Annotated in this window: 22 protein-coding genes; 11 read left to right on the top strand and 11 right to left on the bottom strand. The window is 30.0% G+C overall.

Annotated elements, in window-relative coordinates:
* Positions 1-16: 16 nt before the first annotated feature.
* Entirely contained in the window at positions 17-526 is a 510-nt protein-coding gene (locus WHD08_RS11840; RefSeq protein ID WP_165731382.1) for an RNA polymerase sigma factor, read from the bottom strand.
* Positions 527-705: 179 nt separating this feature from the next.
* On the opposite strand from WHD08_RS11840, the gene WHD08_RS11845 reads away from it, so the two are divergent.
* The 3 genes from WHD08_RS11845 to WHD08_RS11855 all read left to right on the top strand — a co-directional run bounded on the left by WHD08_RS11845 (position 706) and on the right by WHD08_RS11855 (position 3,244).
* Positions 706-1,758, top strand: a complete 1,053-nt coding sequence (locus tag WHD08_RS11845) for a hypothetical protein (RefSeq protein ID WP_165731381.1) — start codon at positions 706-708, stop codon at positions 1,756-1,758.
* Positions 1,759-1,857: 99 nt separating this feature from the next.
* Entirely contained in the window at positions 1,858-2,640 is a 783-nt protein-coding gene (locus WHD08_RS11850; RefSeq protein ID WP_165731380.1) for a membrane metalloprotease, read from the top strand.
* Positions 2,641-2,656: 16 nt separating this feature from the next.
* Positions 2,657-3,244, top strand: a complete 588-nt coding sequence (locus WHD08_RS11855) for a porin family protein (protein ID WP_205860209.1) — start codon at positions 2,657-2,659, stop codon at positions 3,242-3,244.
* A 178-nt stretch (positions 3,245-3,422) separates the two neighbouring features.
* Here the strand turns inward: WHD08_RS11855 and WHD08_RS11860 are convergent, their stop codons facing one another.
* The 3 genes from WHD08_RS11860 to WHD08_RS11870 are packed head-to-tail and all read right to left on the bottom strand — an operon-like array spanning position 3,423 to position 5,606.
* Positions 3,423-3,989, bottom strand: a complete 567-nt coding sequence (locus tag WHD08_RS11860) for a pseudouridine synthase (protein ID WP_302849292.1) — start codon at positions 3,987-3,989, stop codon at positions 3,423-3,425.
* A 7-nt stretch (positions 3,990-3,996) separates the two neighbouring features.
* Entirely contained in the window at positions 3,997-4,785 is a 789-nt protein-coding gene (locus WHD08_RS11865) for an alpha/beta hydrolase (protein ID WP_208890685.1), read from the bottom strand.
* A 29-nt stretch (positions 4,786-4,814) separates the two neighbouring features.
* Positions 4,815-5,606, bottom strand: coding sequence for an aldose 1-epimerase (locus WHD08_RS11870; RefSeq protein ID WP_165731377.1), 792 nt, complete (start codon positions 5,604-5,606; stop codon positions 4,815-4,817).
* Positions 5,607-5,719: 113 nt separating this feature from the next.
* On the opposite strand from WHD08_RS11870, the gene recA reads away from it, so the two are divergent.
* Complete coding sequence (gene recA / locus WHD08_RS11875; RefSeq protein WP_068447884.1) at positions 5,720-6,727, top strand: recombinase RecA; 1,008 nt, start codon at positions 5,720-5,722, stop codon at positions 6,725-6,727.
* 130 nt (positions 6,728-6,857) lie between these two features.
* On the opposite strand, the gene WHD08_RS11880 is transcribed toward recA, so the two are convergent.
* Positions 6,858-7,007, bottom strand: coding sequence for a PspC domain-containing protein (locus WHD08_RS11880; protein WP_165731376.1), 150 nt, complete (start codon positions 7,005-7,007; stop codon positions 6,858-6,860).
* 275 nt (positions 7,008-7,282) lie between these two features.
* On the opposite strand from WHD08_RS11880, the gene WHD08_RS11885 reads away from it, so the two are divergent.
* Positions 7,283-7,999, top strand: a complete 717-nt coding sequence (locus WHD08_RS11885) for a LytR/AlgR family response regulator transcription factor (protein WP_165731375.1) — start codon at positions 7,283-7,285, stop codon at positions 7,997-7,999.
* A 212-nt stretch (positions 8,000-8,211) separates the two neighbouring features.
* Here WHD08_RS11885 and dut read toward each other — a convergent pair whose 3' ends face one another.
* The 3 genes from dut to WHD08_RS11900 are packed head-to-tail and all read right to left on the bottom strand — an operon-like array spanning position 8,212 to position 10,978.
* Positions 8,212-8,643, bottom strand: coding sequence for a dUTP diphosphatase (dut, locus tag WHD08_RS11890; protein WP_165731374.1), 432 nt, complete (start codon positions 8,641-8,643; stop codon positions 8,212-8,214).
* The gene (locus WHD08_RS11895; RefSeq protein WP_208890684.1) at positions 8,624-9,520 is read right to left on the bottom strand and encodes an alpha/beta hydrolase; all 897 of its coding nucleotides are present in this window, start codon (positions 9,518-9,520) and stop codon (positions 8,624-8,626) included. Before WHD08_RS11895 ends, dut begins: the two co-directional genes overlap by 20 nt.
* 3 nt (positions 9,521-9,523) lie before the next feature.
* Positions 9,524-10,978, bottom strand: a complete 1,455-nt coding sequence (locus WHD08_RS11900) for an oligosaccharide flippase family protein (protein ID WP_208890683.1) — start codon at positions 10,976-10,978, stop codon at positions 9,524-9,526.
* Positions 10,979-11,072: 94 nt separating this feature from the next.
* Between WHD08_RS11900 and WHD08_RS11905 the strand changes: the two genes are divergently transcribed.
* From WHD08_RS11905 to WHD08_RS11915, 3 genes are all read left to right on the top strand, one after another.
* Positions 11,073-12,068 (top strand): NAD(P)H-dependent glycerol-3-phosphate dehydrogenase, encoded by a 996-nt coding sequence (locus WHD08_RS11905; RefSeq protein WP_208890682.1) that lies wholly within the window; start codon positions 11,073-11,075, stop codon positions 12,066-12,068.
* 43 nt (positions 12,069-12,111) lie between these two features.
* Positions 12,112-12,771 (top strand): hypothetical protein, encoded by a 660-nt coding sequence (locus WHD08_RS11910; RefSeq protein WP_165731370.1) that lies wholly within the window; start codon positions 12,112-12,114, stop codon positions 12,769-12,771.
* Between the two features lie 98 nt (positions 12,772-12,869).
* Positions 12,870-14,138, top strand: coding sequence for an MFS transporter (locus WHD08_RS11915; RefSeq protein ID WP_208890681.1), 1,269 nt, complete (start codon positions 12,870-12,872; stop codon positions 14,136-14,138).
* A gap of 60 nt (positions 14,139-14,198) precedes the next feature.
* Here WHD08_RS11915 and WHD08_RS11920 read toward each other — a convergent pair whose 3' ends face one another.
* Both WHD08_RS11920 and WHD08_RS11925 read right to left on the bottom strand, forming a co-directional pair.
* Positions 14,199-14,537 (bottom strand): hypothetical protein, encoded by a 339-nt coding sequence (locus WHD08_RS11920; RefSeq protein WP_208890680.1) that lies wholly within the window; start codon positions 14,535-14,537, stop codon positions 14,199-14,201.
* A 317-nt stretch (positions 14,538-14,854) separates the two neighbouring features.
* Positions 14,855-16,501: a glycerol-3-phosphate dehydrogenase/oxidase gene (locus WHD08_RS11925; protein ID WP_208890679.1), complete on the bottom strand. Its 1,647-nt coding sequence runs from the start codon at positions 16,499-16,501 to the stop codon at positions 14,855-14,857.
* A gap of 164 nt (positions 16,502-16,665) precedes the next feature.
* Here WHD08_RS11925 and WHD08_RS11930 point away from each other — a divergent pair, with 164 nt between their 5' ends.
* A complete protein-coding gene (locus WHD08_RS11930) occupies positions 16,666-17,100 on the top strand; it encodes a TerB family tellurite resistance protein (protein WP_208890678.1) in 435 nt (144 codons plus the stop codon).
* A 46-nt stretch (positions 17,101-17,146) separates the two neighbouring features.
* The gene (locus tag WHD08_RS11935; RefSeq protein ID WP_208890677.1) at positions 17,147-17,737 is read left to right on the top strand and encodes a 2OG-Fe(II) oxygenase; all 591 of its coding nucleotides are present in this window, start codon (positions 17,147-17,149) and stop codon (positions 17,735-17,737) included.
* Positions 17,738-17,771: 34 nt separating this feature from the next.
* Here the strand turns inward: WHD08_RS11935 and WHD08_RS11940 are convergent, their stop codons facing one another.
* The gene (locus WHD08_RS11940) at positions 17,772-18,314 is read right to left on the bottom strand and encodes a pyridoxamine 5'-phosphate oxidase family protein (RefSeq protein ID WP_208890676.1); all 543 of its coding nucleotides are present in this window, start codon (positions 18,312-18,314) and stop codon (positions 17,772-17,774) included.
* An 89-nt stretch (positions 18,315-18,403) separates the two neighbouring features.
* On the opposite strand from WHD08_RS11940, the gene WHD08_RS11945 reads away from it, so the two are divergent.
* On the top strand, positions 18,404-19,879 hold the full coding sequence (locus WHD08_RS11945) for a Na+/H+ antiporter NhaC family protein (RefSeq protein WP_208890675.1): 1,476 nt from the start codon (positions 18,404-18,406) through the stop codon (positions 19,877-19,879).
* Positions 19,880-20,620: the final 741 nt, after the last annotated feature.

Below are 20,620 nucleotides of genomic sequence, written 5' to 3' on the forward strand. Positions count from 1 at the left end.
CTACCTTAAATTGATATTAAATTCCGTCTATTTTAGTTCTTAACTTTTTTAATGCTGATGACATTCGTTTTTCTACTGCTTTTTGAGATATTTCTAACGTTTCAGCAATTTCTCTGTATTTTTTTCCATCAATCCTATTCATCAAAAAAACTTCACGTTCTCCTTCTGTTAGACCTGCAATAGCATTTTTTAGTTTGTCTTTAAACTCTTCTTCTTCTAATAAATAATCTGGACTTTGGTTATTAACATCTAAATAAGGACTGCTTTTTGCATACTCAAAAACTACTTTTTGATGTTTTACTTTATTTAGAAAAAGATTGTTAATAACTGTAAATAAGTACGACTTGGCTTTTGTAAAATCTACTTTAGAACAATGTTCCCATATTTTTATAAAGGCTTCTTGTACTAAATCTAAAGAAGCATTTTTATCACCAGATTTATAATAAGCAAAATTACTTGCAGACTGAATATGAGAAGTATAAAACTCATTAAAATTGATTTCATCACAAAGAGATTTATCAGTCATATTAAGGGGATTAAATAAAAAATATAATTTTTTTTGAGGACAAAGGTAGGGTAAATAAATGTTTAGTTGTTTTACTTACAGGACAGCAATAATATAGCTATTCAAAAAATAAGTAAGATAAATAGTTACTGTTGTTTTACTTATAAATACAAAAAAAAAAAATATCAAAATTTATTATTATGAAATCATTAAAATTATTTACTGCAATTGCGTTGACTGCAATATTAGGTTTTACATCTTGTCAGTCTAACGAAAGTGAAGAAGTAGGTACAAACCCAAATACAAATTCCTCTACATCTCCAACAGCTTCAAATTATGAAAGAGCAGCTAAAAATAATGGTTCTGAAGATGACTTTTTAGACGGAAACGCATGTACTGAGTTGTTATTTCCATTAACAGCAACTGTAAACGGAAAACAAATTACGCTTATTAGTAAATTAGATTTCTCTACAGTTTTAAACATAATGGGAGAGTTTAATGACGATAGTGATGCTGTAACTTTTAATTTTCCTATTCGTGTAAAAACGAGTAATTATACAGAGGTAATTGTAAATAACCAAGCAGAATTAGATGCTTTAAAGGAAGAATGTGAGCAAGCAGAAGAAGTTGGAAAAGATGCTATTTCTTGTATTGATATTAATTTTCCGGTAACGATGTTAACTTATAGTATAAGTTTAGAACAAACAGGAACCGTAGTTCTAGAATCACAAGAACAATTGTATACGTTTATGACAGATTTACAATCTGATGAGTTATTTGCTGTAAATTATCCAATAAATGTAACCTTAAGTAACGGTACTTCAACAGAAATTAATAGTGATACAGAGTTTCAAAATGCGGTTTCTGAATGTGTACAATATGAAGAAGAAAAAGATGAAGCAAAAGAAACGGCAGTAGAAGTAGAGGCTATTTTAACAGGAACTAAATTTAAAGTAGAATCATTTGTTACAGCAGGTGTAGATACTGCAAATGAGTATGCAGATTGGTCTATAGAATTTACAAACGACTTAAAAGTTGTAGCCAAAGATGTAGTAAATGCAACGTTAAATGAAGTTGAAGGAACCTATACTGTAAGTTCTGAAATAGAAGCCTTTGTAACTATTGATTTTGCAAGTAATACAACAGTAAGTGCATTAGGTAATGATTGGGTTGTCACTAATTATAGCAGTGCATTAATTACTTTAAAAAGTAAAACTGATGCTTCTGTAACTTTAGCTTTTAAGAAAATTTAAAAGATTATTAAGTAATAAATATAGTTAGTTGATGATAACTTTGCAGCTATTGACCCTATACCCCTAAAGTAATAGCTGTAAAGTTTTAATAAAACCAGAATGAAAAATATTCTTTTAAAAGTAATTTTAGTTTGCAGTATTTTATTTTCTTGTTCTTCTAAAGAAGATGAAATAATAGATAATGAAACTGGTAACTTAATAAATGTAAGTACAAACAGACAAGTAACAGGTTCTTCTGCAAACGATTTACTTTCTGGAGGTATTTTAAAAAAAATGATTGTAGAAATTGCATATATAGAAGGTTTTAAACCCTCTGAAACAGCTATAAATAATTTTAAAAATTTTATTACAAGTAGAACTAATAAACCAGAAGGAGTAACCTTTATAACTCAAGAAATTTCTTTTACGGATAAAGAAGCATATACTTTAGAAGAAGTAGTAGCTCTAGAAAAAGAGCATAGAACTAAATACAGTTCAGATACAACCATTGCTCTTTGGGTATTATTTGTAAACGGAAAATCTTCTAAAGATACCAGTTCTAGTGCTATTTTAGGCGCTGCATATTGGAACACTTCTTTTGTTATTTATGAAGAAACGCTTCATGGTTTAAGCAATGGTGCTTTTGAACCTGAAAGGAGTTTATTAGAGTCCTCAGTAATTAATCATGAATTTGGTCATCTCTTAGGATTAACAAATTTAGGAAGTGAATTACAAAGTAATCATGAAGATACAGAACATCCAAAACACTGTATCGAAGAAGATTGTTTAATGTATTGGGCAGCAGAAACAAGCCAAGGAATAGGCAATATGCTTTCTGGAGGACAAGTACCAACATTAGACGCACAATGTTTAGAAGATTTAAAAGCCAATGGTGGCAAATAATTTTAAAAATAGAAAAATGAAAACAATATATATTACAATGGCATTAATGATTACAAGTGTATTATCATTAAATGCGCAAGACAGTAAAAACAAAGCAACAGCAGGTATTAAAGGAGGATATAATATGTCTTCTGTAAGTTTTGATGGTAGCTCGGAAACAGATAGATTACACGGGTATCATATAGGTATTTATGGAGAATCTTTTATAGGTAAATTTCTCTCTATTCAACCAGAAATTTTGTACTCTAAACAGGGTTATAAAATTATAGATGGATCTAGTACGTATACCCAAAAACTAGACTATATAAATGTGCCATTGATGTTAAAATTATACCCTGTAAAAAGTTTCTTTTTAGAAGCAGGACCACAAATAGGCTTTTCAATTTCACATAAAGAAACCTTTGAAAGTGGTTTTATTTTATATGATACCGAAAAAGAATTTGATCCTAATAATTTTGATTGGGGTGTGAATGTAGGTGCTGGTTTTAAAAGTGATTCAGGCGTTAGTTTAGGTGTTAGATACCATTTAGGTCAAAATGATATTTATGATGAAGACAAGCCTAAAAATAGAGTTTGGCAACTTTATGTAGGATTCGATTTTTAAACATAAAAAAGGGAGATAAATTAATTTTTATCTCCCTTTTTTGTCATTTTGTAAATTAAGTAACCAAAACCCACTACAAAGTGTAGAATAATTACGGCAGCTACTATATATAAAGTGGTGTTAGAATTGTTCATAACACAAAATTAGAAATATAAATATTGTTTTTTTCTGATAATTATCACATAAAACCTTCAACTTCCTTTACGCCACTAATTTCTAAATCTCCCAATTCTATTTCACCAATTCGTACTCGAATTAAACGTAAAGTAGGCAAACCAACTGCAGCCGTCATTTTACGCACTTGCCTAAATTTTCCTTCTCTTATAATTATAGAAACCCAACTTGTTGGTCCGTGTCTTTCATCTCTAATCTTCATGCTTCTCAGCGGAAATTTTGGATCATCAATAATAGAAGCTTTCCCTGGTTTTGTCATGTATTTTTTACCATTAAAACCAATTTCTACACCATTTTTTAATAGTTCTATTTCTTTCTCGGTGATTACACCATCAACTTGTACGTAATATTCTTTTTCGTATTTATTACTTCTAATTTCTGCGGATACTTTTCCGTCAGTTGTTAATAAAAGTAATCCTTCCGAGGGAACATCTAAACGACCAATTGCCATCGTTCCTGCTGGGAAATCATGTAAATCTCCTAATAATTTTTTCTTCCGCTTTGCGGGATTTACAAACTGAGAAATCATTCCCCAAGGTTTGTGAATTATAAAATGACGGTGTTTTTCTATCAATTTATTAGTTTTTTAAAGAAGATAAAAACTCCTTAAAAGAAGCCCAATACGTTTCATTACCTTCTGTAGTTTTCCAAAGCGCTCTAGAACCATGAATCCCTTTTGCTTCTGGTATAAAATGCGTTAAATAACTAGCATCTACTTTATTTACTAATGTTTTAACGGCAACACTTTCGCTTAAAGAAGAAGTAACAAAAACAGGTTTTTTATACATACTTATACTTTTATTAATGTCTATTCCTTTAAAATATTCACCAGGACTAAATGCAGCAACAGCTTTTATTTTAGAATTATTTACACCCATTAAAAGTGCTAAAGAAGAAGAGTAAGAACTACCAACTAATATAATTTTTTGTCCGCCGTTTTGATTGTATATATAATCTACAGCAGCTTCAATGTCTTGTTTTGCATCTAAATAAGTATCGCCTAAACCTTTTGTACGAGCAGCCATTGCGGTTTCATTATCTATATTATTAACCGTTTTACCAGAACGTTGATCTATTGCCATTACAGCATATCCTAGTTTAGTTAATTCTATAGCAGAATCCTTATATTCTCCTCTACTATAACCTGCCTGATGACATAATAAAATAGTAATAGGTGTTTCTTTGTTTTTATAAATATCTGCCGTAATTGGTAAACTATCTTTAGAAGGAAAAGTGATTGTAGTTTTTAGAAAACTTTTGTCTATTTCTTTTACAATGCTTTTATTTTCTTTTTCTACGGTAGTTTTATTAGTAGGTTGTTTACAAGAAAAGACAAGTATAAGGCTAAGTATTAAAGTAAATTTCATGTTATTATGTATAGATTTTAATATTGTCGTTAAATTACTTTTATAGTTACAGAAAAACTATTTTCACTTTTAGAAATACTCATATTTTCTTCGGAAAATTTTTGGTCTGTGTACGACGTATATTGAGTAATTGGTTCTATGCAAAGCATGTTATCAACTTCTGTCCACAACATAAAATTATTGAATCCCTTTGTAGTAATTTCTAAATCGTTTCTATCAATATTTTTTAAAATGATTTTATCAGTATTTAAAACCGGAAAAGCATTTGCACCTGCTTTATAAACATCTGCTAAAGTAATTTCTGTACCATTAGAAATTAAAGTTTCATTACCAGTGTTAGATAGCATAAATGCCGGATGATATCCTAACATAAATGGCATTCCTTCATCAGAATTAATAATGAATTCTATTTTTAGAGTATTATTATCTAAAGTAAAATTCTTTTGAAAAGTAAAATCGAAAGGCCAAGAAAGTTTTTCTTCTGTAGATTTTTTAGGAAATTTACTATTGTTAATAAGTGTATTCTTTTTGTATTTTTTGATGAATTTAGCCGAGTTTTCATCTGAAGAGATTAAAGAATACTCTAATTCACGCAACAAACCATGTTGGTCTAGAATGGCATCACCATTTTTGGTATGAACTCTAAAATTATTTTTAGTAGTTGGACCAATTACTGGAAACATTTCATCATCAGAATTACGCCAACCGTTGTTTCCTTTTTGATGAATATATTCTTTATCATCTTTTTGAAAACTGATAATTTCTCCTTTTTCAATGTTAACTGTGCACTCTTTATTTTTTAAAAATACTTTAAAATTCATTGTTAGTAAGCTTTGTGTAAAAATAGAATAAATTTGACTGTTATTTTTTAGGAAACTAATTTAAGTTTTTTGTAACTTGTCGGACTTATTTAAAAATAAAACAAGCAAGATTAATGGCGACAGATAAAGAAAAAACAGCAAAGCTAAAAGCACTTCAACTTACTCTAGATAAGCTAGATAAGACTTATGGTAAAGGAGCTGTAATGAAATTAGGTGATGTAGTAACTGAAGATATAGATGCAATTTCATCTGGTTCTTTAGGGTTAGATTTGGCTTTAGGCGTTGGTGGTTATCCAAGAGGAAGAGTTATTGAAATCTACGGACCAGAATCTTCTGGTAAAACTACCTTAACATTACATGCAATTGCAGAGGCTCAAAAAGCAGGTGGAATTGCAGCGTTTATTGATGCAGAACACGCATTCGATAAATTTTACGCAGAAAATTTAGGAGTAGATATTGATAATTTAATTATTTCTCAACCAGATCATGGTGAGCAAGCTTTAGAAATTGCAGAAAACTTAATACGTTCTGGTGCAATTGATATTGTGGTTATTGATTCTGTTGCAGCATTAACTCCAAAATCTGAGATTGAAGGAGAAATGGGAGATTCTAAAATGGGTTTACATGCTCGTTTAATGTCTCAAGCATTACGTAAGTTAACAGGTACTATTTCTAAAACAAAATGTACTGTTATATTTATTAACCAATTACGTGAAAAAATTGGTGTAATGTTCGGTAATCCAGAAACTACAACGGGTGGTAACGCATTAAAATTTTATGCTTCTGTTCGTTTAGATATTAGAAGAAGAACACAAATTAAAGACGGAGACAAAGTTATTGGAAACAGTACTAAGGTTAAAGTTGTTAAAAATAAAGTAGCACCTCCTTTCCAAATTGCAGAATTTGATATTATGTATGGACAAGGAATTTCTAAAGTTGGTGAAATTTTAGATATTGGTGTAGAGTTAGGTATTGTTAAGAAAAGTGGTTCTTGGTTTAGTTACGGAGAAACAAAATTAGGGCAAGGTAGAGATGCTGTTAAAGGCTTAATTAAAGACAATCCTGAGTTGGCAGAAGAACTTGAAGGTAAAATAAAGATTGCTATTGAAAATCAAGAATAAATATTAAAAGTTCTAACTATTATTATTAAACTGCTATAGAAGTAATCAATCTATAGCAGTTTTCTTATTTTTAAAATGTTTTCTTTCTAATTTTATCTATTGTATTTAATAGAATAAGACTCTAAATGGTTTACTTAGAAAGCAACTTTACAATCCATAAGATTAGGTATAAACCCAATCCAACACCTGCGAATAAAAAGGCAACAACAAAGCCTATTCTAATATACTTTGCTTCTACATTTATTTTTGGACTTAACCAATCTGAAACACCTAAAATCATATTTTTATTTTTTGTTATGTTAATAAAGGCCATTAAACTTCTAATATTACTAAAAGAAGATTCCTATTTCATATAGAAAACCTAATCATAAAGATATAATAAAAAAGCATTATTTAATAACAACACTTCAAATTATGTTTTAAAATTGAAAAGGTATCTTAATCTTTATCCTATAAAAATATTTGTTTATCCTTATTAATTATTATTTAATACTTTTTATTTGTAAATTTGCATGAAGTCTATTTTTTAGAAATTTTATCTTTTAAAAAGAGAATATGAAATACAAATACGTAATTATACAAGACAATCAAGAAGCGCTTGATGATTTAAAATCCACTTTAGACAAACATTCTAATTATAAGCTTATAGATGTTGCATCGAATCTAGAAGATGGATTTGCTTTAATTTTAAAAACTAAACCCGATCTAATTTTTTTAGATGTAGAAATAAATGATAAAAATTCTTTTACGCTTATTCCTAGGTTAAAAGAATTTTTTATGGAGTTGCCAACCATTATTATGACAACCTCACATAATTATTATGCAAAAGAGGCGGTAAACAATCAAATATCTTATTTTTTAAGTAAACCAATTGAACCGGTAGAATTACAAAAGTCATTATTATTATTTGAGAAAGGATTTACAGAAGGACAATCGCATCTTGCTGTAAAAACAAGTTCTGATATTCATCTTTTATCTTACAAAGACATTTGTTTTTTACAAGCAGAAAGAAACTATACCAATGTTTTTAATATCACAGGAGAGAAGTTATCAACTTCAAAATCCTTAAAGCATTTTGAAGAAACTTTACCTAAAAAATTCATTAGAATTCATAAAAGTTTTATCATCAACAAAGATTGTATTGAAAAGTTAAATACTAGAAAAGGGCAACTTTTTTTACAACCACTTGATGCTCTTATAGATTTAGAAGAAAACTTTGTGCCCATAGGAAAAGAGTATGTTCAGAAGCTTAAAAACTCATTTACATTTTAAAGTAAAACAAAAAGTATAATTGATTTTTTGATGTTTGTCCTTGTTAAAAGGATATTCATGTTATTAATTTATAATTTTATCCTAAAATTTATTTATAAGAATATAAATTATAAAATAATATAAACTGTCTTTTTAAAAGTTAATTAGTTTAAGAAAAAACAAAATTCCCGCAACAGCGGGAATAAGTATTATTAAAAATATGTGTTTGGTATTTAAACACCTGTACTTCCAAAACCATCAGCACCACGTTCTGTTTCACTTAAAACAGTTACTTCTTGCCAATTTACACGTTCGTGTTTTGCAATGATTAATTGTGCGATTCTTTCACCATCATTAATTACAAAATCATCATTAGATAAGTTGACTAAAATTACGCCAATTTCTCCTCTATAATCTGCATCTACAGTTCCTGGAGAATTTAAAACGGTTATTCCGTTTTTTGCTGCCAAACCACTTCTTGGTCTTACTTGGGCTTCAAAACCAACTGGTAAAGCTATAAACAAGCCTGTTTTAACAATAGCTCTTTCTAATGGCTTTAATGTGATTACTTCTTCAATATTTGCTCTTAAATCCATTCCTGCAGCGCCTTCGGTTTCGTAATTAGGCGTTGCGTGTTTCGATTTGTTAATTATTTGTACGTTCATTGTTTTCTAAATTAAATAAAAATGTAATTACTTCTAAAAATTCTGCTTTCCAAAAAGACTCTGTATGTTCTCCGTTTGCTGCAATTTTCGTTTTTAAATTTTGTGTTGTAAAACCAAGCGATATTAATAATTCTGACATATTCTTGGTATCAGGCACCATAGAATCTCCTTCTTTATCACCAACTAATAGAAATAGTTTTGTTTTTTGCTGATTTCCATTTTCCTCGGCAAATGTAATTACTTTATTAGAGAACCAAAAGGAGGTAGAGAGAGCACCAATTTTACCAAAGGTTTCAGTATGTTTTAATCCGCCATAAAAAGATATTAAACCACCTAAAGAACTACCAATAATAGCGGTGTTTTCTGCTGCAGGTTTAGTTCTGTATTTTTTATCGATAAAAGGTTTTAGTTTATTTATCAGAAAATCTACATAAATGTCACCTTTTCCACCACCATATTTTTCGTTTTTCCAAGGTGTGTATTCTTCAATTCTTTTCTCACCACCATTTTCTATGCCAACAACAATAAAGCTTTTTCCTGTGTTTTTGTATAGAGTATTTAATGTTTCATCAATTCCCCATTCTCCAACAAAAGATGTGGCATTATCAAATAAATTCTGACCATCGTGCATATAAATTACATCATATTTTTCTGTTGATGTAGTATAATTTGGAGGTAAATACAACCAAATTTTATGCGCAATATCATTTAAACCATTAATAACAAATGTGGTTTCTAAAATGGAAACATTGGCTGCTTTTGTAGAAGTTCTTTCTGAATTTACTTTAGATTTATTTTCTTTTACATCTTCTTTTTTCACTTTACAAGAAATAGAAACAAGTATAAAAGCAAAAAAAAGGATAGATATTCTATTCATAATTTATCGTTTTAAAATTTGCTTTATTTCATCTTTTTCATTGTAATAAATCAAGCCAAAGAAAAGTAAAATAGTTACTATAGAAAACCAATACTGCCCTCTAAATAAAGTAAAAGAAATCCACTCGAAAATGATTGAGAACACTAAATAATAAGCTATTTTTTTCAACTTATAATTTACAGGATAATGCTTTTTACCAAAAAAATAAGAGATTATCATCATTGTACCAAAGGCTATTAAAGTTGCCCAAGCAGAAGCCATAAAACCAATTTTAGGAATCATTACTAAGTTAAAAATAATGGTTATGATAGCGCCAATAATAGAAAAATACATTCCGTATTTTGTCTTGTCCGTAAGTTTGTACCAAATAGACAAATTGTTATAAATACCTAAAAATAAGTTTGCTAAAAGTATGATAGGCACTATAGAAAGGGCTTCAAAGTATTCCGGTTTTCCTAATAATATTTGAGCAAACAAATCGATAAAAACAACAACAATCAGCATAAAGAATGCCCCAAAGATTGTAAACCAAGTCAATACTTTAGAATAGGTTTCTTTGGCATTTTTTTTATCAGCATTATTAAAGAAAAATGGTTCTGCACCTAAACGGAATGCCATAATATACAAGGTCATAAAAACGCCTAATTTGTAACAAGCAGCGTAAATTCCCATTTGTTTTTCACCTAAAATATCTCCCAGAAGAAGTTTGTCTAAATTTTCATTGGTTACAAAAGCTAAACTTCCAACCATTATTGGAAAACTATATTTTAACATCCTTTTGAAAAGAGAAATATCAAACTCGAATTTGAATTTAAAAACAGCAGGAAAAAGTAATAGAAAAGTAGATAAACTTGCCACAGTTCCTGCAACAAAAATGTGTATTACTTTTGGATAATTATTGTAATAATTTACAATGGATTCTGGTAAATAAATTTCGTTTTTTAAGGCATAAGGAACAAACCACAAAAAGAAAACATTTAAAATAGTGAACACACCAATATTTATCAATTTTATAGTAGTAAATTTTAAAGGTTTGTTGGTAACACGCAAATAGGCAAAAGGCACAACAACTAAGGTATCTAGTGTAATTGTATATACTAATAATTTAAAAAATAAAGGGTTTTTAAATCCGAAGAAAACAGCTATTTCATTATTAAAAAATAGGGCTATACAGAAGAAAATTAATGTGGAGATTAGCAAACTAATAAAGGATGTAGAGACCACTTTTCCTTTCTCTTTTTCCTTAGAAAAAAAACGGAAAAAAGCAGTTTCCATACCAAAGGTTAGTAGTGCATTTAAATAGGCAGCGTACACATAATAATCTGTATTTACGGCATATTTCTCTGCATCTAAAGTAGAGGTATGTAGTTTTACCAAAAAGATGTTAATTGCCCGTGGTAAAACAGCGGCAATTCCGTATATTATAGTGTCTTTAAAAAAGCGTTTTAAGGAACTCAATAAGTTTGAATTAGAGTATACAAATATAATAATTCGTAAATGCAATCCTCAAAAGATAATAGTTTTATTACTTTTGATGTAAAAAACACGATTCATGAACACACAGAAAAAAATAGCGGTCTTTGGAGGAGGAAGTTGGGCGACTGCAATTGTAAAAATGTTGTCTGAAAATATTAGTACAATTGGTTGGTACATGCGTAATGAACAGGCAATTGAGCACATAAAAGAAAATGAACACAATCCTAATTATTTGCAATCTGCAGAATTAAATGCAGAACAATTAGATCTGTCTAGTGATATAAATTACACTGTAGAAAATTATGATGTTCTTATTTTTGCAATTCCATCTGCATTTTTAACAAGTGAATTAAAAAAATTAACGTCTTCATTAGATGGTAAAATCATTTTTTCTGCCATTAAAGGTATTGTGCCAGAAACAGGATTAATTATAGGCGAGCATTTTAATAGAGAATACAATGTTCCTATAGAAAATATTGGTGTAATTACGGGGCCTTGTCATGCAGAAGAAGTGGCTATGGAGCGTTTATCTTATTTAACAATTGCTTCTAAAAATGAAGATAATGCAAAATTTATAGAGAAATCGATACAAAGTTGGTACATTAAAACGAAGATTTCAGACGATATTATTGGTACAGAATATGCTGCTATGTTAAAGAACATTTATGCGGTTGCAGCAGGTATTGCACATGGTTTAGGGTATGGAGACAACTTTCAGGCGGTGTTAATGAGTAATGCAATTAGAGAAATGAAAAGCTTTATAAAAAAGGTGCATAAAATGAAACGTAACATTAACAACTCTGCTTATTTGGGCGATTTGTTAGTTACCGGATATTCTCTTTTTAGTAGAAATAGACAGTTTGGAAACATGGTTGGTAAAGGCTACACTGTAAAATCTGCGCAAATGGAAATGAGCATGATTGCAGAAGGATATTATGCTACCAAAAGTGCTTTTAAAATGAAAGAAGAAAATGGAGCAAATACACCTATTATAGATACCGTTTATAATATTCTATATGCAAATAAAAACCCTAAAAAAGAATTTCAAAAATTGACAGATAAATTAGATTAAATGTTTAATTTTGAACATTGAAGTTAATTATTAAACAATTACAATGAAAACAATACAAGAAGTTGTAGAAAGCACCATTAGAAAAACACCTTTTATAGAAGAGGCTTTAAATGAAAAGTTGATAAATGTTTCTTCTTTAGCAAGAATTATTTTACCCGAAGTTTCTACTGCTTTAAAGAAAGAAGTAAAGGTTGGTGCAGTTATGATGGCTATTAATAGACTTTCTCCTGCAAGTGAATTACGTATCAGAAAAAATATTAAGAAGTTAGCTTTAGATTTAGGTGATGTAATTGTACGATCTGATTTGTGTGATTTCACTTTTAAAAACACCACTTCATTATTAAAAGAAATTGCAAAAATTTTAATGAAATCATCAGAAAGTTCTGATTATTTCTTGACGGTTTCTCAAGGTATTTTTGAAACGAATATTGTTACTAGTAAAAATTTAGAACCTTTTGTAAATGAGATTTTTGAAAAAGAAGGACTTATTTCTAGCGTATTAGATTTGGCTTCTATTACTATCAAACTTCCAAAAGAAAACCAAGAACAATCTGGTATTTATTATTTTATTTTAAAACAATTGGCTTGGGCAGACATTCCGTTACAAGAAATTATTTCTACTACAAACGAAATGACTATAGTTGTAAAAGAAGAAGATATTAACCAAACTTTTGCAATTTTAATGGATATGAAATTGAGTTAAATAGAACTTAGTTACTTATTATAAATTAACAGATCATCCTACAAGGTTTCTAAAACCTTGTAGGATATTATAAAACAACCAACTATCTATTTTTTATAATGGCAAAACAAGATCCTTATGCAGCATTAAGAATTAAGGAATTCAATATCTTTTTATTTGTTAGATTCTTACTGGTTTTTGGTTGGTCTATGCAGTTTATTGTTATAGAATGGCAAGTATATTCCATTACAAAAGATCCTTTATCTTTGGGTATTATTGGTTTAATGGAAATTATTCCGGCATTTACAATGGCTTTATTTGCAGGTCATATTGTAGATCAAAATGAAAAAAGAAACTTATTTGCTATCTGTATAGCGGCTTTTTCGCTGATTAGTTTAGGCTTATTCTTATTAACATCAGATACTGTTGTTGGGCATTGGTCTACAAATAAAATTCTATACTCAATTTACGCTTTGGTTTTCTTTGGTGGATTTTTACGTTCGTTTTTTGGACCTACAATTTTCTCTTTAGTGGCATTATTAGTTCCTAAAAAGATATATCATAATGCGGCAACATGGAGTACAAGTACCTGGAAAACGGCTTCGGTTTCTGGAGCCTTATTTGGTGGTTTTTTTATAAGCTGGATTGGTGTTGATAAAACACTTTGTTTGGTTTTTATCTTGGTCATTCTATCCTTAATTTTTACTTTTTTAATAGAAAAGAAACCCATTTTAAACAAAAAAATTGGAGAACCAATGAAAGAAAGTTTAAAAGCTGGTGTAAGGTTCGTATTTCATAATAAAGCTATTTTAGGTGTTTTAACCTTAGACATGATTGCAGTTTTATTTGGTGGAACCGTAGCTATTTTATCTGTTTTTGCGCAAGATGTTTTAAAAGTTGGGCCAGAAGGTTTCGGTATTTTAAATGCTTCTATTTCTATGGGAAGTATTGTTACCATGTTTTTAACAACATACATTCCTATCAACAGAAAAACAGGTAAAAAAATGTTGGTTTCTGTCTTTATTTTCGGATTAAGTATTATCGCTTTTGGGTTATCTTCTATTTTCTGGGTAAGTATTTTAGCTTTGTTTCTAAGTGGTGCCGCAGACGGAATTTCGATGGTAATTCGTCAGACAATTTTACAATTAAAAACACCCGATGATATGCGAGGTAGAGTTTCTTCTGTAAACTCTATGTTTGTTGGTTCTTCTAACGAGTTAGGTGCTTTTGAAAGTGGTTTAGCTGCAAAGTTTTTAGGAGCTTCTATGGCGGTTGTTTTTGGAGGTACGATGACGTTGCTTAGTGTTGTAGGTATTGGTGCTTTAAACCCTACTTTAAGAGAGTTAGATTTAACAAAAGAGATAGAAGCAAACCAAAAAGAAGATTAATTTTTACTGAGTTTTAAAGTAAAAAAAACCGCTTATTATTTTAATAAGCGGTTTGTAAATTTATTTAACTTCTGTGATGGTTAGTATGGTTTTTACAGTTGTTAGTTCTCCTGTTGCTTCACCATTTTCATCAAATTCATCAATTTGTTTTGTAGAATACGTAATCATAAATTTCTTACCAATCATTTCCTCTTCATATAAAGAAAGCTCTATGTTTTCATCTAAGTCGTAGAATAAAATAGTAGCATCTTTATCGTCTACAAATTTAAAATATTCAGTTTCTGTGACTCCTTTAAAAGTAGCAACAATTTTGTTTTCTTTTTCTTGTGCAGAAATTGTGTTTACAGCAAAAGTAAGGGTAAATAACAGCACGAATGCTGATGCATATAATGTTTTCATGATTTTTAATTTTAAAGTTATTTTTTAATAAATATAGTAGCAATTCTTTTTTTAAAAAAGAATTGGCTATTGTTTTGAAGTACTCGAAACTATATTTTCATAAGCCTTAAAATTACTGATGATGTATATCAAATATACATTTTTTTTGAATTGAAAAATAAAATAAATATTATTTTAAATATTTTATAAAAAGTTATGTTGATAATAAATTTATCATAAATTGTATTGATAATTAATAAGTTATATAGTATTTTATTTATTAAAAAATCCTTCAAATTTTAAAACTTGAAGGATTTTTTAATGAGTACCTACATTTTTTATTCAAAAGTAGTCGCCAATTGTATTTTTTCTTCTAATTCTAATTGATGTTTTTTAGTTGTTTTTTCATCCCAAGAAAAATGAGTTTTAAACAAATCTAAAACATAGTCTTTGTATAAATTTACACTGTGTGCGTCAAAAAACAAACGACCCGTTCTGCGCATAAAAAAGTCAGTTGGTGTGCAGGTCATTTCGTAGTTTATAGTAAACCAAACTTCTGCAATGATCATTTTCTCTTGCATATTATCATGCATTAAATCATCAAATTTTTGCAAAATAATATCTGTTTGCTTTCCGTAATTATGTACTAAATATTCTGCATCTTTTCTATCGAAGTCTACTTCTGCTATTCTATTCTGAATAGCATCTGTATAACTTTGTACTTCTTGATAATTACTAAAAGTACCACCAGAAAGTGCTATTTCTTTGGTTTTTATTTCTTCAAATTTTGTATCAAATCTGCGTTCATATTTTTTGGCAACCAAATCGACTATTCGTTCTGCCATTTTACGATAGCCTGTTAATTTTCCACCAGCAATAGAAATCAGTTCGGTATCAGAAACAAAAATTTCATCTTTTCTAGACAATTCTGAAGCAGATTTCCCTTCTTCGTGAATTAAAGGCCTTAATCCTGCCCAAGAAGATTGAATGTCATCCAACGTAAGTTGAATATTTGGAAACATATTATTCACAGCAGAAATAAGGTAAGTAGCATCTACCAAATTGGTTTCTACATTATTTTTATCTAGTTGATAATTGGTGTCTGTAGTTCCAAAATACGTAACTTTTCCACGCGGAATGGCAAACATCATGCGTCCGTCTGGGATATCAAAATAAACAGATTGTTTTACAGGTAATTTATCATGAGCAACCACTAAATGAACTCCTTTTGTAAGGTGCAATCTTTTACCAGTTTTAGAGTGGTTAATTTGTCTTAATTCATCTACCCAAGGTCCGCAAGCATTTACTACATATTTAGCTTTAATTTCATAATCTTCACCAGAAAAAGTGTCTTTTACTTTTGCTCCAACAACCCTATTATCTTCGTAAATAAACTCTTTAGCTGTGGTATAATTTATAATTTTTGCATTGTAATTTAAAGCTGTTTTTAAAACTTCAATAGTTAAACGAGCATCATCTGTTCTGTATTCTGCATAATAACCAGCACCATTTAAAATGTCTTCTGGCAACATCGGTTCTTTTTCTAGAGCTTCTTCTTTGTCTAACATTTTTCGTTTATCTTCTCCTTCTACAGAAGCCAAAATATCGTAAACTTTTAGTCCGATAGATGTTAGCCAAGAACCATACGTTCCACCATCAATTAAAGGTAAAATCATTTTTTCTGGAACCACTAAATGTGGCGCTAAATCATGCACAATAGCACGCTCTGTACCCACTTCTTTAACCAACCAAAAATCGAATTGTTTTAGATAGCGTAAACCTCCGTGAATTAGTTTTGTAGATTTACTAGAAGTACCAGAAGCAAAGTCATTTTTTTCTATCAAAGCAACTTTCATTCCTCTAGATGCTGCATCTAAAGCGATTCCTGCGCCTGTAATTCCACCACCAATAATTAGTACATCAAATTCGGTAGATTGTAAATTTTTGGTAATAGTTTCTCTATTTAAATAAGAAAAGTGATTCATATTTTAAGTTGAATTAATAAAAGAATAGTTCTGTGAAAACTAATCTTTAGCAAAATACAAAAATGCAATCTATTCGATTTGTCTTTTTATGAATATTTAAGGAAACCTCTTTTTAACTTTTTTTTTAGACCATTTTTACTATTTTTATAGAAAATAAATAAAAAATGGCAATATCAGATTTATATACTAGCGGAAAACACAAACAAGAAATTGGTCATTTTGCAAATATTGTAAAAATTGCAAAAGCAGACGGAGAAATTTCTGAAGGTGAAAAAGAATTATTAATTAGAGCAGGCAAAAACTTAAATATAACATTAGAAGAATCTATTCTTATATTAACAAACCCAGAAAAGTATCCAACAAATGCACCTGCAAGTTATGAAGATAGAATAGAACGTTTATATCGTTTGGCTAAAATGATTTTGGTTGATGGAGAAGCAAAGTTAATTGAAGTTCAATTGATGAGAAAAATAGCTATTCGCTTACATTTTTCACATGATAATGTAGAAAAAGTATGTGATGAAGCAATTCAACTAGTTTTAAATGAGAATGATTTATCCGATTTTACTAAGGCAATAAAGTTAGTGAACAAGGCTTAATTTTTAATTGCAAACAATTCACAACCTAGAACTGTGGTTGTCCTGGATGGACGATCTTGCAGAGCAAGATTATGTAATTATTGATGATTTTATAGACAACAACCTTTATAAAGAAATTAAAAACTTCCTTTTTGAAAAAATAGATGTTTTTGATAAAGCAGGTATTGGTTCTCTTAACCAACACACAATAAAAAAAAACATTCGTGGTGATAAAACCTATTGGTTAAATAAAGACAGAGATGCGGATCTTAGTGGTTTTTGGAATTTATTAGAAGAAACTAAAAGTACGTTAAATAGGTATTGTTATCTAAGTTTATCTGGCCAAGAATTTCATTTAGCTCATTATCCTTCTGGAGGTTATTATAAAAGACATTTAGATCAATTTGAAGGTAGAAATAATAGAATGATTTCTATGATTATTTACCTTAATGATAATTGGGAAGCAGAAAATGGTGGACAATTAGAAATTTTAGATAAAAACAAAAAATTACAATTAGTAGCACCTATTGCAAAAAGATGTGTTTTATTTAAAAGTGATAAAGTACCACATGCTGTTTTAAAATCTTTTAAAGACAGGTATAGTTTAACGGGTTGGTTGCTTTACCAGCCAACAAGTTTAGGCCCCTTATTAGGGTAATTATATTTTTCTTTTTTATAAATTACTCAAAACATTATTTCAATATTTGGGAAGGTAAACCATCAATACTTGTTTGGTTTTTATCTTCCCAATACTTTTTAATACCCTCTTTCCCTTGTTCGGTTGCCCAATCATTTAATTCATTTCTTTCGCCTTTATAATCGTAAAACGGAATGGACATTCCGCAAGAAGTTTGTGCAGAATCTAAGGTAATATCAAAGATTTGACGCGTTCCTGGAGTTTCTGGAAACAGTGTAATTAAATCATTCCAAGAAGCATCTCCTTCTTTTATTTCTTTTCCTTTTCCGTACAAACGTAAAATATTCGGAGCACCATCAAAAGCACAAAACATAATGGTAATTCTGTCGTTTTCTAATAAATGAGCCGCAGTTTCGTTTCCGCTTCCGGTAACGTTTAACCATAAAACACGGTTTTCATTCATCACTCTAAAAGAATCCATTCCTTTAGGCGATAAATTAATTCTACCATCATTTGGAGCCGTAGCCACAAAGAATATTTTTTGTGCTTCTATAAATTTTTGAAGCCTAGAAGTGATTTTTGTATAAAATTTTGACATAATCGTAATTATTAGCTGACCAAATTACAAAATAACGATTGATAATGTGGTTTAATAATTACTACCTTTAGCATTCTAAACACTTTTTTATGGAATATGGATTTTTATCAGTAATACCACCTATTGTGGCAATCATTTTAGCCTTAAAAACCAAACAAGTGTACATTGCCTTGTTATTGGGTATTTGGTTTTCTTGGTTAATCATAGAAGGTTTTAATCCGTTATCCGGAACTTTGGCAATGATAGAAGGCATGGTAAATGTTTTTCAATCTCAAGGAAATACAAGAACCATTATGTTTAGTGCTTTGGTGGGAGCATTATTAATATTTATTCAATATTCTAGAGGAGTAGAGGGGTTTATCAATATCATCAACAGAAAATTAGTAAAACTAGAAAATAAAAAAACAGGTTATAGTAGAGTAATGGTTCAGATTTTAGCAACCTTTACTGGTTTATTACTATTTGTAGAAACCAGTATTAGTTCTTTAACAGTAGGTACTTTATACAGACCCATTTTCGATAAATTAGGAATTCCGAGAGAAAAACTAGCCTATATAGCAGATTCTAGTTCGGCACCATCATCCATATTAATTCCGTTTAATGCTTGGGGAGCTTTTATTATGGGACTTTTGCTAACACAAGGAATAGACAAACCTTTTGCAATGATGATTGCATCCATTAAATACAATTTTTATCCAATTTTAGCCATCGGAATTTTGTTTTTTATCATCTTATCTAAAAAAGATTTTGGCCCAATGAAAAAAGCCGAAAAAAGAACCAAAGAAACAGGCGCGTTAATGAATGAAGGTTCTACACCAATGATTTCTGATGAAATTACGTCATTTAAACCCAAAGAAGGAATTGAAGCAAAAGCGTATAATATGATTGTACCGCTTTTGGTGATGGTTTTTATGATGCCTATCAATTTAATCTATACAGGTTGGGCTGCTGTAAAAGAGTCTACATCTACTTTAGACCATATTACACAAGCAATCGGAGAGGGATCTGGTTCTTCATCAGTTTTGTACGCCGTAATTACCGCTTTACTAGTTGCCATGGCAATGTATTTTATACAAGGAATTATGAAGCCAAAAGAAGCCGTTAACTTAACTTTAAAAGGGATAAGTGAACTTATGCCATTAGCATTGTTAATGTTGTTGGCATTTGCTATTGGAGACGCTTGTAAGGAACTAGAAACCGGAATTTACGTAGCCAATGTTACCAAAGATTGGTTGTCGCCAGAATTGTTACCGGCTGTGGTTTTTATCATTAGTTCTTTTATTGCTTTTTCTACCGGAACCTCTTGGGGAACTTTTGCTATTATGTTGGCAATTTCTATACCTATGGCAAACATTCATGGAGCAGATCCAACTATTGTGGTTGCTGCAACTTTAGGAGGTGGTGTTTTTGGAGATCACTGTTCGCCAATTTCAGATACTTCTATTATATCTTCTATGGCGTCTGCCAGTGATCATATAGACCATGTAAAAACGCAATTACCATATGCCTTAGTGGGTGGTGTAATTACAGTTTTAATGTATTTGATTATCGGTTTTTTAGGATAAATTCGTTTTTTAACGATCCTTTTTAAGAATTTGGGCGTTACCACAAGGGTCGCGCTTTCCACTATATCTTTTTGCGAAAAACAAAAAGGATGCCGTTGCAATCGCTAACGCGGGCGTAATTGCGAACAAACTGTAATTTTGATTAGATTGTTATTTCGCACTCAATTTGTCGTTTCGACCTTTTGGGAGAAATCTCATAATATTTATAGAACTATTTATATCACGAATAACCACACAATCTGTCATTTCGAAATGAGCTTTTTTAAGTATTTCGACTACGCTCAATATAAACTTATGAAAAATCTCACATTTAGCTTGTCATTTTGTTTGTTTTACCAAGTTTCATAAAGGAAAATCTTGTACGGTACTCGTTAAAAACGAGCACTAGCGTAAGAGAAAAGTGTGAGTCTTGTTAAGATTTTTAAGGTATCACTGTTATGCGACTTCTCCTAACGTCGAAGTGACAATTTTGAAGTTTTATTAACTTTTATAGTTTCATTTATATCACGAATAACCACACAATTTGTCATTTCGAAATGAGCTTTTCAGCGATTGAGAAATCTCACTTTAGCTTGTAATTTTATTTAATTTTAAGAGCGTTATCAAAAGAAAATCCTTCACGTACTCGTTAAAAAAGAGCACTAGCGAAAGAGAAATGTGTAAGTCTTGCTAAGAGTTTTATAGTATCACTTGTTATGCGACTTCTCCTGACGTCGAAGTGACAATTTTGAGTTTTTCTGG

Source organism: Polaribacter sejongensis (genome assembly GCF_038024065.1).
GTDB lineage: Bacteria > Bacteroidota > Bacteroidia > Flavobacteriales > Flavobacteriaceae > Polaribacter > Polaribacter sejongensis.